Genomic DNA, 16,169 nt, shown 5'->3' on the forward strand with positions numbered 1-16,169 from the left:
CCGGGAACACCGTCGGACGCGCGGCGGTGCCCCCGGGACGGCGTCAGACGAGGCGGCGGGCCGTCGCCCAGCGGGTCAGCTCGTGCCGGTTGGACAGCTGGAGCTTCCTGAGTACCGCCGAGACGTGCGACTCCACCGTCTTCACCGAGATGAACAGCTGCTTGGCGATCTCCTTGTACGCGTAACCACGTGCGATCAGCCGCAGGACCTCGCGCTCCCGCTGGGTGAGCCGGTCCAGGTCCTCGTCGACGGGCGGTGCGTCCGTCGAGGCGAAGGCGTCCAGCACGAAACCCGCCAGCCGCGGTGAGAACACCGCGTCACCCTCCTGGACACGGAAGATCGAGTCGACCAGATCGGTCCCGGTGATCGTCTTGGTGACGTATCCCCGGGCGCCGCCCCGGATGACGCCGATGACGTCCTCGGCCGCGTCCGAGACGGACAGCGCCAGGAAACGGACCGGGCGCTCGGTGTCCGCCATCAGCGGCGCGCAGCGGCGCAGCACCTCGACGCCACCGCCGCCCGGGAGGTGGACGTCGAGGAGGACGACCTCGGGGCGGGTCGCGGTGATCACGCCGACGGCCTGGTCGACGTCGGCCGCCTCCCCGACCACCTCGACCCCGGTCGTCTCGGTCCGGCCGATCTCGGCCTGGACCCCGGTGCGGAACATCCGGTGGTCATCGACGAGCACCACCCGTACCCGCCGCCCGCTGTCCACCGCAGCCGTCGTCTCCTCGGTCATGCGTCCGCCCTCTCCATCTCGAGCTCCACTTCGGTGCCGTCCCCGGGCACCGACCGCAGCCGCGCGGTGCCGCCGTTTCGCTGCATCCGGCCGATGATCGATTCTCGTACGCCCATCCGGTCCCCGGGCACCGCGTCCAGGTCGAAACCCGGCCCTCTGTCCCGTACGGACACGAAGACCGTACGGCCCTCGACCTCCGCGTACACCTGTACGGCCCCACCCGCGCCACCGTACTTGGCGGCGTTGACCATCGCCTCGCGCGCGGCCTGCAGTTGCGCGGTCAGCTTCTCGTCCAGCGGGCAGTCGCCGACGACCACCACCTCCAGGGGCACGCCGTGCTTGTCCTCCACTTCGGCGGCGGTCCGCTTCACGGCCTCGGCGAGCGTCTCCGGCTCCTCCTCCTCGTCCTTGCCGGTGCCCTCCGGCTTGTACAGCCAGTTGCGCAGCTCCCGCTCCTGCGCGCGGGCGAGGCGGCGGACCTGGCCCGGGTCGTCGGCGTTGCGCTGGATCAGGGTGAGGGTGTGCAGGACGGAGTCGTGGACGTGCGCGGCGACCTCGGCGCGCTCCTGGGCGCGGATGCGCATCGTGCGCTCCTCGGAGAGGTCCTGCGACATCCGCACCAGCCAGGGCCCGGCGAGCAGGGCTATGCCGGCCAGGACGGCTATCGCGGCGGTGAGCGCGGTGCCCAGCTGGGCGGCCGAGCCGCGCACCACCATGAAGACGGTCAGGCCCATGCCGACGAGCGCGACGCCGGCCACCCCGCGCGCCAGCTGGAACAGGCGCTTGCTGCGGCCGGACTCCGTCCAGCGGGCCCGGCGGGCATTGTCCGCCTGGCGCCACACCAGGACCACGCCGACACCGACGAGCAGGATGGGCCAGACGTAGCGGTTGGCGTCGCCGCCCAGATCGACGTTGCTGACGAAGACGGCGGCGCCGATCATCAGCGCGATGAGGGCGACGGTCTGCCCCTTGTCCGGCTTGCGGAGCCGGCGGCGGCCGTCGGCGGTGGTCTCGAAGACCGAGCGCGGCTCGGCGGTCCGGCCGCCGACGCCGAGCGGGACGACGATCCAGAAGACGGCGTACAGCAGCACGCCGAGGCCGTCGGCCAGGAACAGCGCGAAGAAGACCAGCCGCACCCAGATGACGGGCAGCCCGAGGTGGCCGGCGAGCCCGCGTGCGACACCGCCGAGCATCCGCCCGTCGGCGCTGCGGTACAGCTTGCGCAGGGGCGGTTCGTCGGTCTCGGGCGGGCGGACGCGGGCGGCGACTGGCATGGTCCGATCGTCACACGCCGCCGGGCGCCCGGACATCAGGGTCGGCCCCCTACTCGCCCCTGAGACCCCGCGGACGGGACGGACAACCGGACCCCGGCCAGCCGCGGACGCGGTCGCGGCCGCAGTCGCGGGGAGGGCGTCCCGCGATGGCCGGGGAGGACGTTTCGCAGGTGCCGCGGAGGACGGTCGCCGGTGGCGCGGCGACATCGGACCGCCGGTGCGAGGAACGCGGCATCAGCCAGGCGGAGCCGGAAACACCGGCACCGGGCCAGGCGGTGTGGGGGAAGGATCAGGGAACGGCCAGGGTCATCCCGGGTGCCACCCGGGCGCGCCGGCCGCCACCATGGACGCATGACGAGCACGCCGCCCGCTCCGCCCGCCTCCGAGGAGGCCCGGCGGACACCCGCCGCCCATCCTCCGCTGCGCCGCTCACCGCGGCACAAGCTGGTGGCCGGGGTGTGCGGCGGGCTCGGACGCCACTTCGACCTGGATCCGGTGATCTTCAGGGTCGTGATCGGCGTGCTGGCCGTGACCGGTGGTCTGGGTCTGGTCTTCTACGGCTTCGCCTGGCTGGTGATCACGTCGGAGGGCGAGGAGGAGAACGAGGCGCGGAGGCTGCTCTCGGGCCGGGTGGAGGGGGCGTCGCTCACCGCGGTGCTGATGGCCCTGGTCGGCTGCGGGCTGTTCCTGTCCATGCTGGGCAGCAGCGGCACGATCTCCTTCGCGCTGCTGGTGGTGATAGCCGTGAGCGGCGCGTCCGTGTGGTCGCAGCGGCGCAGGCTCGCCGTCGACGCCGAGGTGCCGCTGGACCCGGCGGCGGCGCACGCGGCCGCCGAGGCACCGCCGGAGACGCAGGCGCCGCCGCCCCCGGCGGCCCCGTCGTGGTGGCGGGACCCGATCATCAAGGACGGTACGACCGGGCCGGTCGCGCTCGGTTACCTGTGGGGGCCCGAGGACGCGGTGGGCGTGGAGGACGCGCTGCTCGGGCGCCGTGGCAGGGGCGCCCGGGCGCCGGTACCGCCCGCCGCCCGCGGCCCGCGCTCCCTCGGCGGGCCGGTCCTGCTGCTGGCCCTGCTGGCGGGCGCGCTCGGGACGAGCCTGCCGTGGGGGACGCAACCGCTCGGTACGTGTCTGCAGACGGGGCTCGCCTGCGCATTGGGGGTATTCGGGCTCGGCCTGGCGGTGAGCTCCTTCCTCGGCCGGACCGGCCTGGGCACGATCTTCATGACGGTGATCACGGCGGTGCTGCTGGCGGGCGCGTCGCTGATACCCCGGCAGATCGGCACGGAGTGGGTGCGTGCCGAGTGGCGGCCGGCCACCGTCGCGGATGTGCGGCCGCGGTACGAACTGGGCACCGGGGTGGGCACGCTGGACCTGTCCCGGCTGGCCGTGCCGCCCCGGCAGTCCGTGCGCACGGCCGCCGAGATGGGCGCCGGGCAGCTCAAGGTGGTGGTACCGGCGGACGTGACGGTGCGGGTGCGTGCCGAAGTGGCGCTCGGCGACGTGCGGCTGCCCACCGACCCGGCGGGCGACATCGACATCGCTCCGGGCCGGGAGACGACGCGTACGATCGCGCCTCCCCGGGGCACGACCCCGGCGGGCACGCTGGAGTTGACCCTCGACATGGCACTCGGACACGTGGAGGTCACCCGTGCTGCTTCATGAGTTCCGTCCGGGCCGGCTGGTGGCGGGCGCGACCGCCATGACCATCGCCGTGCTGTACGCCGGTGACGCCGCGGGGTCCTGGCGGACGCCGTGGTACGCCGTGGTGCCGCTGCTCTGCGGCGGGCTGTGGCTGGCGGCGACGGCGACCTGGGTCGCCTACCGGATGCGGCGGCGGCGCGCGGCGAGGGCCGCGTCGACGGAGAGCACGGACGCCCCGGCGAGCACCAGCGGCAGCCACGCCATGAGGTAGGCGAGGTCGTTGCCGTAGTAGTACGGGTCGGACTGCCAGCTCACGGTCAGCCACAGGCTCAGCGAGATGAACGCGCCGCCGGCCGCGGCGAGCCGCGCGAACAGCCCGGCGAGGGTGCCGAGGCCCACGGCCAGCTCACCGAAGGCGATCGCCTGCCCGAACGCCTCGGGGTTCTTGAGGGCCAGGTCGACGAGCCACGGCACGGCGGAGGAGTCGCGCACGGAGCGCATGAGCTCGCCCACCGATCCCGTGCCGGACGCCGCCATGAAGCGCTCGTCGGTCAGCTTGTCGAGCCCGGCGTAGACGAACGTGACGCCGAGGAAGATCCGCAACGGGAGCAGGGCGTAGCGCGAGGCGGTCGCCCGCAGGCCGCCCCGCGGCTCGTCGCCGACGGTCCCGTGGCCCGCCCTCGGCCGGTACGTGTGCCCACCCATCGTCCGCCTCCGCCCATGGCTCCGAGGGAACGATTGTCGCTCCCCGGCCGCACCCGGGGATACGCAGGCGCGTCCGATCGCGTTCAACCCGATCGCGTCGATCCGATCGCGCTCAACCCGAACGCGTCGGTCGGCGCGTCGGAACACGAGCGGCCCCCGGGCCGGCCGGCGCACGGCCGCGACCGGGTCGGGCCAGGTCGCGGCCGTGCGGTCAGTCCATCGGCCCCGGGGACCGCGGCACGAGCTCCCACGCCCGCCGCACGGCTGCCGCGACATCCGGAACATCCATGCCGAGGTCCTTCAGCCGCGCGGCGACGGTGGTGACGTCGGTGCGCAGGCGGTGCGCGGCGACGAGCAGATGCTCCAGTCCGACGGTTTCGTCGAGCGGCAGCACGTCGCCGTGGACGGCGGCGTTCTCCTGGAGCAGGAGCATGTCCCGCTCCCTCGGGTGCTCGTCGGGATACACGGCGTCCTGCAGCGTCAGCCCGGCGGCGCGCATCCGGTCGGCCGTATCGAGCACGGTGCTGTTGCTCTGGTTCGCGGTGGTCCATACGTGCGCCGCGGGAACGAGGCCGTTCTCCAGGACGTCCTCCACCCACGCGTCCCGGCCGCTCAGCCGGAGGAGAAGGGCGTCCTCGGCGACGGCGGAGAAGACGGTGTCCCTGCCGAAAACCTCGCAGCCCAGCTCCAGCAGCCGGTTCCTGACCGCGCCGACGGACATCCCCATCTCCCTGGCCTTTTCCACGACGTGCTGCGTGGACACGGGCAGGTCCGGCGGCAGCCATCTCCGCCGCCTGTCGTAACTGTGGCTCAGCAGGCAGAGATCCTCGTCGGCCGGAGCCTCCCACGTGCCACCGGGCGGCTCCGGTACGTGCAGACCCCGCACGCGCAGCCGCTCGGCCGTTTCCTCCATGGTCCAGCCCTTGTCCGCGGACACACAGAGCAGGTGGGCGAGGGGCACCACGGGCCCGGTGTCCCCCGGTCCGTACGGGATCCACGGCACCGAGAGCCGCATCTCCTCCTGGAGTCCGAACCACTCGGGCTCCGGACCGGGAACGGGGTCGACCGTCATGCCGAGCTCGACCAGCAGGGCGCGGGCCTTGACCACCGTGGTGCCGAGGCGCGCGGCGCAGACGGCGACATGGGCGAGCGGGACGGAGCGCCGCGGATCGAGTCCCCGGCGGCTCCGGCCTTCACCGACCGTCACCTGTGTCAGGAGCACCTGGTCGTCGTTGCGGAGCGTGGCGGGGAGGACCTGATCGGGCACCTGGACGGACAACGACCGCAGCCGGTCCCTGACCTCGCTCAGCGACGCGTCCGTCTGGGCTGCCAGCACGTGCAGGTCGAGAAGCGTCACCGGAAGGTTGAGGTCGAGGGGGGAGCCGTCGTACAGCGGAAGCGTGAGCAGCTCGGCATGGTCCGGCACCGGACCCTCGTCCGGCATCCCGGGCACCTCGTAACCATGTGCCTGGAGGAGGAGTGCCGCCTCCCGGGGGGTGCTGGAGTTGAGCCTTGCCAGCCGGTGGACGAAGGGCAGTCCGGCCGCGCGGCGGCCGTTCCGCTCGTCCGGCAACGGACTGGGCCACCTTCCCGATGCGGCCGAGACGTCGTCGGGCCCGGGAAGCTCCCCCTGCGCCTCGAACACCGCCCGGACGTCCGGAATGCTCATTCCGGTCTCCTTGGCGGCGGCGACGATGTGCGCCGCCCGGTCGGAACTCCGCCCGGAGACGTGCACCCATGGCGGGGTGCCGTTCAGCTGGCGGCTCAGGAGCCGCCGCAGGGTGATCGCCTCAGCGCTTTCCGGGGCCCGCAGCGCCTCGCACGGGCGGACGTCCAGACCAAGGTCCTCCAGCAGGTCCAGGATCTCGGCGGGCGACAGCTCGGTGCCGTCGAGCGCCTTCAGGACGTGCCGTGCGCTGACCCGCTCACCGGGGGCGAGGTAGGGGAACCGGCCGTCGGCGTCCGTGCTCAGGACGATACGAAGGGAGGTCAGCGGCACATCCGTGACCGGCAGCCGGTGGCGCGGGGGCCAGCCCAGCTCGTCGAGCCGGGCGATGACCCACTCGTACGCCTCGTGCAGTTCTTCGGCGTAGTCGAGCAGTGCCCCGGGCAGGGGCTCACGGTCCCAGGTCACACCGCCGGGGCCGCTGTCGAACCCGAGGACGACGCTGTCCGACGGCAGCGCCGGCCGCAGCACCGCCGTGGTGAGGTCCGGCGGGCAGAGCTCCTCGCCCAGCGCGGCGCGCACGTCGTCGGCGAAGTGTGCGACGAGCCGCCAGAGCAGGATGTGCTCCGGCATCGTCGGGCTCCACGTCGCCTCGTACGTGCGGCCTGATCGCGAGGTGAAACCGCGGAGCCAGCTGTTCCGGAGCTCACGGTCCCCCGCGAAGTAGCCCGTCCGGGCCATGTCGATGACAGCGCCGTCCAGCTCCCGTTGCGCCCGGCGCGCGATGAGCCCCTCCACCACGGCATCCGCCAGCCTGGGAGCCGTCCGCGTGATGTCTCCCAGCCACCGCTCGGTGCACACCTCGCTCTCCGCGAGCCGGTTCGCCGACTGCTTCCTGCGCAGGAGGGCGAAGACGGTGCTCGTGACGTCGTCGACGACGCGGCGGCGGTCCACGGACAAGCGGGGTGCGCGCGGGTCCCCCTCGCCTTTGATGGCCTTCCCCTTGAGGTTGATCACCGCACCGCGCACGTCCATCTTCTCGGCGACGCGCCGCTCCCCGGTGCGGCGGTCGGTGGTGAACCAGCAGCCGTCGACGGCGATGCCGTCCACGAGCAGCGCTCCGCCCTCCTCGCACCAGAAGACCTCAGCCTTGTCGTCGGCGACGACGGCGCCGCCGGCGGAGAGGGCGGGGTGGGGACCGGTGTTGAGCCGGCTGCGGTACTCGCCCGGGAGCCAGGTGTCCTCGTCCGCGGGTCCGTTCACCGGCCGGTACCAGGCCTCCGTGTGGAACTCCGCGACGCCCAGGACCGAGCGCAGCACCTGCACGCAGGACAGGTCCGTGGCGTCCTCCCTGAGCCACCAGCGCACCCGCGTTCCGCAGGGGTCGTCGCAGAAGGCGGTCTCCTCCTCGCTGGTGGTCACCTGGAAGAGGTGGTCGGGGCCGGCGATCGCGACCTTGAGCAGGGGCCCCTCGTCACGCCGGGAGTCGGACTTCCGGGTGGTGATCTCCACTTCGTCGGCGAGCATGAAGTAGCTGAGCACGCCGATCCCGAAGCGGCTGTTCTCCTGGAACGGGATGCCCAGGTCCTCCCAGATCTGCCGCTCCTCCTGGAACGACGGGAGATCGGCCAGCCGGACGCCGCCCTGGGCGAACGCCTGCAGCAGTTCGACGCGCCCCATGCCCGAGCCGTTGTCGACGCACTCCAGGTACATCCGGTTGCCTTCGACGCCCTGGGAGACGGTGATGCGCCCCGCCCAGGTCCGCTCGTAGCCCCGCTCCATGGCCAGGCGTTCCTGCCGCGCCCACCGGACGCGGCACGCGTCCATGGCGTTCTGGTACAGCTCCCGCAGGGCGAAATGCCGCTCCTGGTACAGCTGCTCCCCCACCAGCAGTTCGCGCACCTTGGTCCCGTCGAGCTCGAACCGCCGCACGACCGGCAGGAACCTGGGCCGGCCCGACTCGGGGTCCTGCACCGGCCGCACCTCGACGTCCGACGCGCGCAGCGGCAGGCCGGACAGCTGCCGCCGGTCGAGGTCGCCGCACAGCAGCCGGTCCAGAGTCGTCACGTGCTCCTGGAAGGCGGCCATCAGCGCGGGGTAGTCGCAGGCGGCCCGCAGCCGCACGATCCCGCCCGAGGCGTCCCCGGCGGACGGGATGATCCATTCCGCCTCGCCGACCGCCCGGCGGACGTGGGCGAGGCCGATCCGGTCGGTGCCGCCGATGTGCTCGACGAGCACCACCGGCAGTTCGTCGGTGTCCAGCGCCATGATCTGCGCGGCGCACAGCAGCGGCCCCACGACCTCCAGGCGAACCTCCGGGTCCGTGCCGTCCGACGCGCTCCCGAGCAGGTCGGTCAGCACCTCGCCGCCGTGCTGCATCACCTGGAACAGCCGGCCCATCCGCTGGCTGGTGCACAGCTCGGTCAGTTCGTCGGTGCTCCGCAGCATGCGCCGCATGAAGGTGGAGCACTCGCTCGTGTGCCGGTGGAAGTCCCCCGGCCTGGCGTGGGTCCGGTGGGTGACCCACGCCGTGACGACGTCCCGGTCCCGCCTGCGCCGCCGCGCGTCGACGGTGGTGTCGGTCTGCCGCCGCAGTCGCGGGTACGAGGACCACTCGTCGGCCAGGTCCCGGTCGGCGCGCGACACCAGCTTGACCCGGAAGCCGTGGTACAGCGCGGGGGCCAGCGCGAGCAGCGCCGCCTCGGCCGCCGAGAAGCGCACCTCCCGCGGCAGGGCGCGGATCAGCTCCGACAGCCGGCTCGCCGCCCGCTGGTCGGCCTCCCAGTCGAGCCACGGGTCGTCCTGCACCCGGGGCGGGACCTGTTCCAGCCAGGTGCGGAGGTTGCCGATCACGGTCAGCACCTCGTCGCGGTACGCCTCGGCCTCGGCCCGGTCGTCCACCCGGCGCCACGCCTCGTGGTCGCGTATCCGCTGCTCGCGCACGCGGTGCGGCTGCTCGCGGACGGGCAGCAGCGGGAAGAGCCGGCCGCAGGATCCCTCGCCGAGGGCGGGCCGCTGCGGCGGCAGGGGGTGGGGCTGCCGGGCGCCGATGTCGGCCATCGCGTCGGCCAGCCGCCCGGTGAGGGCCTCGCCGCGGAGGTCCCCACGGGCATCGGCCAGCACCTCCCGCAGCGCCTGGGTGAAGAGGCTGTAGCGGCCCCCCGGGGCGCCTTCGGTCCCGCCGACGGCGGCCTGTTCCGCCGGTTCGCAGGCCATCAGGAAGCCGAGCTTGTCGGTGCCGCGCGGGGCGTCGTACAGCGGCCCGCCGGCGGCGCTGTCGAGCGGGTCCCTGTCGCGGCAGGCGTCGACGACGAAGAGGACCTTCTCGGCTCGGCCGGCGTTGACCGGGTCGCCCCAGCCGTCGTCCAGGTCGACGTTGGTCTGCTTCAGCGTCTTGATCCCGCCCGCCGACGAGGGGACCGAGTCCGCTCCGGCGAACCAGTGCTTGCCGCCGTACTCGAACCCGTGGCCGCTGAGGTAGACGACGAGGTGCTCACCACGCCGGCCGCTGTCGATGAAGGACTCGATGCGCCGGATCAGTTCGGCGGACGTGGGATCGTCGCAGCCGCTGTCCGGATCGATCTCGTACCCCTGGTCGGCGAGGGCCTCGGCCACCTGCGCGTACTCGTCGCGGAGGTAGGCGAGGCCCGGCCAGTTCTCGTAGGCGGGGACGAAGAGCAGGAGTGCGCGGTGGGCCCCCATCCCGGCTCAGCCGGCCGTGCGGCTGTCGGGCGCCTGGAACACCAGGGTGATGGCTCCCTTGCCCTGCACCTCGCTGGTGCCGATGAGCTGGAAGCCGCCCTTGGCGGACACCTCGAAGGAGACCTGCACCTCGCGCAGCGGGAACGCCGAGCCGGGCTCGGCGACCCGCTCGAAGATCTCGCGCAGCGCGGCGACGTTCCTCTCCACGCTCTCCCGGAACCGCTCCGTGGCCACGGACACGGCGGCGACGTCACGCACCCCGCGCCGGCCCTTGAAGACGACCTCGGCCGAGGAGTCGACGCCCTCGCCGTCGACGAGGATCTCCAGCTCACGCGCCGGCCGCACCGGCTTCCTGTCGTCACCGCTGTACACCGTCATGCCGTGCCCACGTTCCCTTCGTCGACGTCATCGTCCCGACCCTGGCGATCGTACGGAGACCGGCCCAACTTCCGCCGGAAAAACGGAGGTTGTCATGCCGTCACATCGATGACCATCCGGTTGGTCACCGCTCCGGACGCGGTGACGACCTGGACGTCGGTCCAGCCCGGCGCCACCTCCCGCGGGACGGTGATCAGCGGCGCCAGCAGCCCGCCGTGCGCCCGGTGCAGGTGGGCGGCCCCGGTCAGCAGGACGCCCATGACCGCCGCGGCGGCGGCAGCGGTGACGCGGGCCGCCGTCCAGCCCGCGTCACCGGTCCATGCGGCCGCCGCCTGCCCCAGGACCATCAGCGCGACGGCGCCCCACACCGCGTACGCGTGCGGCGGCGGACGGAGTGCAGCCATGCCTCGCGCAGCGCGGGCACCCGTTCGGTCACCACCTGCGCGGAGCGGGTCAGCTCGTCGGACACCCAGCGCCGCGACGCGCCGTCCGGTATGCCCCGGCCCGCGGCGAGCTCGTCGCGCCGGGCTCCGAAGGCGGCCACCGCCCGCCGGTGCTCCTCGCGTGCCTCGTGCGTGCAGCAGCCGCACCGCCTCGCCTCGCGCACCGCCATGCGGGCCCCTTCCCATGTCTCGACACCCGACAAGGAAAAGGAATTCTTTCGTACGAACGATCGCGCACACACCTCTCGCCGGAGTGAAAGGCGGCCCCGCGAATTGACCCGGGACATTGACGCCCGCCGCGCGCGGCGGCGCCGCGACTCGTCGCCGGACCCGGTATCAGTCGAGGCTCGTGGGCGCGCCGGTCCGCCGCCACAGCGGCTGGAAACTCACCCACGCCGCCAGGTCGCTCCCGAGCTGCTCGCGCGTCGCCACCGCGTCCCGGTGCGCGATCGGCACCGTCCTCCCCGCCGCCCGCGCGGCCAGCTGCACCTGGGCGCACCGCTCCATCGAGATGAACCACCAGGCCGCCGCGTCGACCGAGTCGCCGACCGTCAGCAGCCCGTGGTTGCGCAGGATCACCGCCTTGCACCCGCCGAGCGCGGCGGCGATCCGCCGCGCCTCCCCCGTGTCCACGGCAACACCCGTGTACGCGTCGTACAGCACGTGGTCCTCGTAGAAGGCGCACGCCTCCTGCGTGAGGGGCTCGAGCAGCTCGCCGAGCGCGGCCAGCGCCCGCCCGTACGGCGAGTGCGCGTGCGCGACGGCGACCAGGTCGGGCCGGGCCCGGTGGACCTCGGCGTGCACCGCGAAGGCGGCCTGGTTGACGCGCTCGCCGCCCTCGACCACCTGACCGTCGCCGTTGACGAGGACCAGGTCCCGGCCGGTGAGCCCGGCGAGCGGCGCCCCGAAGGGGTTGACCCAGAAGCAGTCGGGCAGCTCGGGGTCGCGCGCCGTGATGTGCCCGGAGACGCCGTCCTCGTACCCGAACCGCGCGAAGATCCGCAGCGCTCCCGCCAGCCGTTCCTTGCGGTGGGCCCGTTCGCCGGCGGCCGACTCGTGGCGGGGCGGCAGCGGGAAGGGGAGCCGCTCGACCGGTACGGGTGCGACCGGCCGCGGAGCGACCGGTGCGGGTCCCGTCGGTGCGGGTCCCGTCGGTGCGGGTCCCGTCGGTGCGGGGGGTACGGCTGTCGGCTCCGGGGGCTCGGCCATGGCGGGACGTTACCGCCGGTCACCGCCACTGGCCAGACATACGACGAAGCCGCCGTCCCCGCTCGGGGGACGACGGCTTCAGGTCCGGGAGGGGATCACTCCCACTCGATGGTGCCCGGCGGCTTGCTGGTGACGTCCAGCACCACGCGGTTGACGTCCCGCACCTCGTTGGTGATGCGCGTCGAGATCCGCGCCAGCACGTCGTAGGGCATGCGCGTCCAGTCCGCCGTCATCGCGTCCTCGGACGAGACGGGGCGCAGGACGATCGGGTGGCCGTAGGTCCGCCCGTCACCCTGGACGCCCACGCTGCGCACATCGGCGAGCAGGACGACCGGGCACTGCCAGATGTCGCGGTCGAGACCGGCTGCGGTGAGCTCCTCGCGGGCGATCGCGTCGGCCTCGCGCAGCAGGTCCAGGCGCTCCTTGGTGACCTCGCCGACGATCCGGATACCGAGACCCGGGCCGGGGAACGGCTGCCGCTGGACGATCTCCTCCGGCAGGCCCAGCTCCGCGCCGACCATCCGGACCTCGTCCTTGAACAGCTTGCGCAGCGGCTCGATCAGCTTGAACTCGAGGTCCTCGGGGAGCCCACCCACGTTGTGGTGGGACTTGATGTTGGCGGTGCCGGTGCCGCCGCCCGACTCGACCACGTCCGGGTAGAGCGTGCCCTGGACGAGGAACTCCACGGGGTGGTCGTGCGGCGCCTCGGCCACGATCTCGGCCTGAGCCTGCTCGAAGACCCGGATGAACTCCCGGCCGATGATCTTGCGCTTCTCCTCGGGGTCGGAGACCCCGGCGAGCGCCTTCAGGAACCGCTCCTGCGCGTCGACGACCTTGAGCTGGACGCCGGTCGCCGCCACGAAGTCCTTCTCGACCTGCTCGGTCTCGCCCTTGCGCATCAGGCCGTGGTCGACGTACACGCAGGTCAGCTGGGAGCCGATGGCCTTCTGGACGAGGGCCGCCGCGACAGCGGAGTCGACACCGCCGGACAGGCCGCAGATGGCGCGCTTCTCGCCGACCTGCGCGCGGATCGCCTCGATCTGCTCCTCGATGACGTTGCCGGTGGTCCAGTCGGGACGCAGGCCGGCGCCGCGGTAGAGGAAGTGCTCCAGGATCTGCTGGCCGTGCGTGGAGTGCATCACCTCGGGGTGGTACTGCACGCCGTACAGCTTCTTCTCGTCGTTCTCGAAGGCCGCGACCGGCACGACGTCCGTGGACGCGGTGACGGTGAAGCCCTCGGGCGCGGCGGAGCAGGCGTCGCCGTGCGACATCCACACCGGCTGCTCGGCCGGGGTGCCCTCGAAGAGGGTCGAGGAGGTCTTGGAGACGTGCAGCGGAGTACGGCCGTACTCGCGCGCACCGGTGTTGTCGACGGTGCCGCCGAGGGCCGTGGCCATCAGCTGGAAGCCGTAGCACATGCCGAAGACGGGGACGCCGGCCTCGAAGATCTCGCGGTCGAGCTGCGGCGCGCCCTCCTCGTACACGGAGGACGGGCCGCCGGAGAGGATGATCGCCTTCGGGTTCTTGGCCAGCATCTCGGCCACCGGCATGGTGGACGGGACGATCTCGCTGTAGACCCGGGCCTCACGGACGCGACGGGCGATGAGCTGGGCGTACTGCGCGCCGAAGTCGACGACCAGTACGGCGTCGGGCGCGGCAGCGGGATTCGCTGATGACACTACGGCGGCCTTCCGGCGGAGGAGGGGTCTGTATGTCGATTCTACCGGCGTGGCCGGCGCACCCTTCGTCTCACCATCCGAACCCGCACCGGCCCCGCCCGGCGGATGGTCCATACTGGCCGCATGCACAAGCTCCCGACCTTCGCGTTTACCTATGGCACCGGCCCGTCCGGCTGCCATGGTCGTGCTGCTTGAGCATCTGACAAGCGACTTCCCAGGCGCCCCGGGCCGACAAGGTCCGGGGCGCCTGTCGTTTCCCGGCCCGCGTCACCGCCCGGGGCACCGCCCACCCAGCGAGGAGCCCCCGCCATGACCGCAGTCCACACCGACAAGACCGGCGCCCGCACCGACGAGGCGGCCGAGGTGATCACCGGCGCGCGTGAGCGCATCGACGCGCTCGACGACCGGATCATCGGCCTGATCCAGGAACGGATGGCCGTCTCGGCCGTCATCCAGGAGGCCCGTATCTCCTCCGGCGGCCGCCGCGTGAACCTCGCGCGCGAGATGGAGGTGCTGGCGCACTACCGGTCGGCGCTGGGCAAGCCGGGCACCTCGCTGGCGATGACGATGCTGGAGCTGTGCCGGGGCCGGATCTGAGTTCGGGCGCGCTCTCACCCGTACGGCGCGTGACCGCACCGCACCGGGCTTCGTTGGATCGGTTGTCCGTGTCAGCCAGGGGCGGGCCGAAGAAACCACGCGTGGCTCCGCTGGAGCGTGTGGCACACCCCTCGGGTGTGTCGTGGGACCTCGCTCCAGCGTGCGTGACCGGACGGCAGGGGACAGCAGCCCGGTCACCCGAAAAAGCGGTCGGCTCCGGGGACGCCCGGAGCCGACCGCATCCGGCCGGACGGTCCCCCGTCCCGTCCGCACCCCACATCTCCACACCGGCTCACCGAGCGGCGCCCCTCCTCCCCCTCCGCGCCGCCACTCCCGGCACCGGCGCCGCCCCTGACGCCGCTGCCGACGACCAAGGGCCCCGCGGTACGGGACTACCGCGGGGCCCTTGCGCGTCGCTCGCCACTGTCCAGAGTGGGCCGATCGACCCGACCAACCTCAGCCGTCCCTTCACCATGCTCAATGTCCCCACTGCACTGCCACGAGATGCCTGAGGCCTTCCGCTCTCGTTGCTGCTGCTCGCGGTGAAGCTTCAACGAGCAGAGGAAACGGGCGGGCAGGGCGATGCGGCGCTCGGAGGCCCGCGTCTTGGTGGGCAGCGTGGTGAGCCCGCCTGCGCTGGTGCGTTGGAGTGTGCGGCGGATGGCGGCGGTGCCCGCGTCGAGGTCGAGGTCTTCCCAGCGCAGGCCGAGGAGTTCACCCTTGCGGAGTCCGGTGCGGAGGGCGACTTCGTACAGCCGGTCGGCGCGGGCTGCTTCGAGGAACTGGCGGGCTTCGCGGCTGCGGTGAGCGGACGGAAACGCAGTCCACCGACGCCGCTGCAACAACCAGCCACACCCGCGTGACGCAGGCCACATAAAGATTCTGTCAGCTCCCGTACAACCGTTCCCACCCGCCACAGGTCATGCATGCGGAACCAACGGCCCCGCCTGTGACCCCACCACGGGAGACGGCCCCCCACGCTCCGTGCCGCTGGATGCGGTACGCCAGACCATGAGGTCTTGAATGAAGCTTCGCCGCGCCATGGCGGTCGCCGCCGCGACCGCCGTCATCGCTCCTGCCGCCTTCCTGGCGGCTCCGGCCGCGTACGCGACGGAAGGCACCACCAGCACGACCTCCTCCGGCACCACCGAGGGCCAGGGCTCCACGACGCCGGACACGACGACGCCCGACACGACGACTCCGGACACGCCGGAGACCTCGGACGACACGAAGCCCGCCGAGGGCACCGACCCGGCGGACGACGCCGAGCCGGCGGCCGAGGGCGACAAGCCGGCCGACGACACGAAGCCCGCGGAGGGCGACAAGCCCGCCGACGAGAAGCCGGCCACGGACGACAAGCCGGCGGCCGAGAAGCCCGCCGAGGACGCGGAGCCCGGCAACGAGGAGATGCCGCCCTACTGCGAGGAGCTCGACGAGAGCTTCCAGGAGGCGGCCCTCGAGGCCGAGATCTCTGGGCTCCCCGGCAAGATCGTCGCCGGCAGCGGCTGGGAGGAGTTCACCCTCACCGTCTCCAACAAGGGGAAGGTCGACCTCAAGGAGGTCGTTCTCTACGCCGAGATCGAGAACTACGAGCTCGATCCGTCCAAGTTCCTCAGCCCGTACGTCGACCTCCAGTTCCGCCTCCCGGACACCGGCGAGTGGGTCACCATCGGTGACAAGGAGCTGGCCGGCGACTACTTCTGGAGCGTCGAGACCATGAAGTCGAACGACTTCGTGAAGGCCGACCTGCGTGTCAGCATCGACAAGAACGCTCCGGCCGGTGACAGCTACAGCTTCGGTTCCGGTGCTTACCTGGGCGACGTCAAGGGCCAGGAGTGCATCGCCGAGACCGGCACCGAGATGGACTTCACCGTGCTGAAGCCGGGCTCCAGCAACCCTGACCCGGGCGAGGCGAAGCCGGGCGAGGGCAAGCCGGAGGGGAAGCCCGGCCCGGACACCAAGCCGCAGGGTGAGGCCAAGCCGCTGCCCGTCACCGGCAACCTCGCCGAGACCGGATCGTCCTCGATGCTGCCGACCATCGGCCTCGCCGGTGGCATCGCCATCGTCGCCGGTGCCGGTGTCGTCTTCGCGCTGAAGCGCCGCAACGGCGGCTCCGCCGCGTAAGCGGTACCA

The 16,169-nt window shown here is 72.6% G+C and carries 12 protein-coding genes and 1 pseudogene; 3 read left to right on the top strand and 10 right to left on the bottom strand.

From position 1 onward, the window contains the following. Positions 1-43: 43 nt before the first annotated feature. The gene (locus IH00_RS0100430) at positions 44-739 is read right to left on the bottom strand and encodes a LuxR C-terminal-related transcriptional regulator (RefSeq protein ID WP_031068234.1); all 696 of its coding nucleotides are present in this window, start codon (positions 737-739) and stop codon (positions 44-46) included. After that, positions 736-2,013, bottom strand: a complete 1,278-nt coding sequence (locus IH00_RS0100435; protein WP_031068236.1) for an ATP-binding protein — start codon at positions 2,011-2,013, stop codon at positions 736-738. Before IH00_RS0100435 ends, IH00_RS0100430 begins: the two co-directional genes overlap by 4 nt. 351 nt (positions 2,014-2,364) lie before the next feature. Here IH00_RS0100435 and IH00_RS0100440 point away from each other — a divergent pair, with 351 nt between their 5' ends. Further along, complete coding sequence (locus tag IH00_RS0100440; RefSeq protein WP_031068238.1) at positions 2,365-3,678, top strand: PspC domain-containing protein; 1,314 nt, start codon at positions 2,365-2,367, stop codon at positions 3,676-3,678. Positions 3,679-3,834: 156 nt separating this feature from the next. On the opposite strand, the gene IH00_RS0100450 is transcribed toward IH00_RS0100440, so the two are convergent. From IH00_RS0100450 to guaA, 7 genes are all read right to left on the bottom strand, one after another. Continuing rightward, positions 3,835-4,362 carry a DoxX family protein gene (locus IH00_RS0100450; RefSeq protein WP_031068242.1) on the bottom strand — a complete coding sequence of 176 codons (528 nt, stop codon included), beginning with the start codon at positions 4,360-4,362 and terminating at the stop codon, positions 3,835-3,837. Between the two features lie 211 nt (positions 4,363-4,573). Next, positions 4,574-9,730: a wHTH domain-containing protein gene (locus IH00_RS0100455; protein WP_031068244.1), complete on the bottom strand. Its 5,157-nt coding sequence runs from the start codon at positions 9,728-9,730 to the stop codon at positions 4,574-4,576. A gap of 6 nt (positions 9,731-9,736) precedes the next feature. Further along, positions 9,737-10,108 (bottom strand): Pepco domain-containing protein, encoded by a 372-nt coding sequence (locus IH00_RS0100460; protein WP_031068246.1) that lies wholly within the window; start codon positions 10,106-10,108, stop codon positions 9,737-9,739. Positions 10,109-10,200: 92 nt separating this feature from the next. Further along, positions 10,201-10,512, bottom strand: coding sequence for a hypothetical protein (locus IH00_RS38665; RefSeq protein ID WP_158827595.1), 312 nt, complete (start codon positions 10,510-10,512; stop codon positions 10,201-10,203). Then, positions 10,455-10,721: a hypothetical protein gene (locus IH00_RS38670; RefSeq protein ID WP_031068250.1), complete on the bottom strand. Its 267-nt coding sequence runs from the start codon at positions 10,719-10,721 to the stop codon at positions 10,455-10,457. The genes IH00_RS38665 and IH00_RS38670 overlap by 58 nt, the downstream gene beginning before the upstream one ends. A gap of 166 nt (positions 10,722-10,887) precedes the next feature. Continuing rightward, on the bottom strand, positions 10,888-11,760 hold the full coding sequence (locus IH00_RS0100475) for a class II aldolase/adducin family protein (protein WP_078887473.1): 873 nt from the start codon (positions 11,758-11,760) through the stop codon (positions 10,888-10,890). A gap of 95 nt (positions 11,761-11,855) precedes the next feature. Then, the gene (gene guaA / locus IH00_RS0100480) at positions 11,856-13,439 is read right to left on the bottom strand and encodes a glutamine-hydrolyzing GMP synthase (RefSeq protein WP_031068255.1); all 1,584 of its coding nucleotides are present in this window, start codon (positions 13,437-13,439) and stop codon (positions 11,856-11,858) included. A 309-nt stretch (positions 13,440-13,748) separates the two neighbouring features. Between guaA and IH00_RS0100485 the strand changes: the two genes are divergently transcribed. Next, positions 13,749-14,036 (top strand): chorismate mutase, encoded by a 288-nt coding sequence (locus IH00_RS0100485; RefSeq protein ID WP_031068257.1) that lies wholly within the window; start codon positions 13,749-13,751, stop codon positions 14,034-14,036. 479 nt (positions 14,037-14,515) lie between these two features. On the opposite strand, the pseudogene IH00_RS43735 reads toward IH00_RS0100485, so the two are convergent. Then, positions 14,516-14,856 (bottom strand): annotated as a pseudogene (locus IH00_RS43735) (tyrosine-type recombinase/integrase); the annotation flags it as partial. A gap of 203 nt (positions 14,857-15,059) precedes the next feature. On the opposite strand from IH00_RS43735, the gene IH00_RS0100495 reads away from it, so the two are divergent. Further along, positions 15,060-16,160, top strand: a complete 1,101-nt coding sequence (locus tag IH00_RS0100495) for an LPXTG cell wall anchor domain-containing protein (protein WP_031068261.1) — start codon at positions 15,060-15,062, stop codon at positions 16,158-16,160. The last annotated feature ends 9 nt before the right edge of the window (positions 16,161-16,169 follow it).

Source organism: Streptomyces sp. NRRL S-118, from assembly GCF_000716335.1.
Classification (GTDB): domain Bacteria; phylum Actinomycetota; class Actinomycetes; order Streptomycetales; family Streptomycetaceae; genus Streptomyces.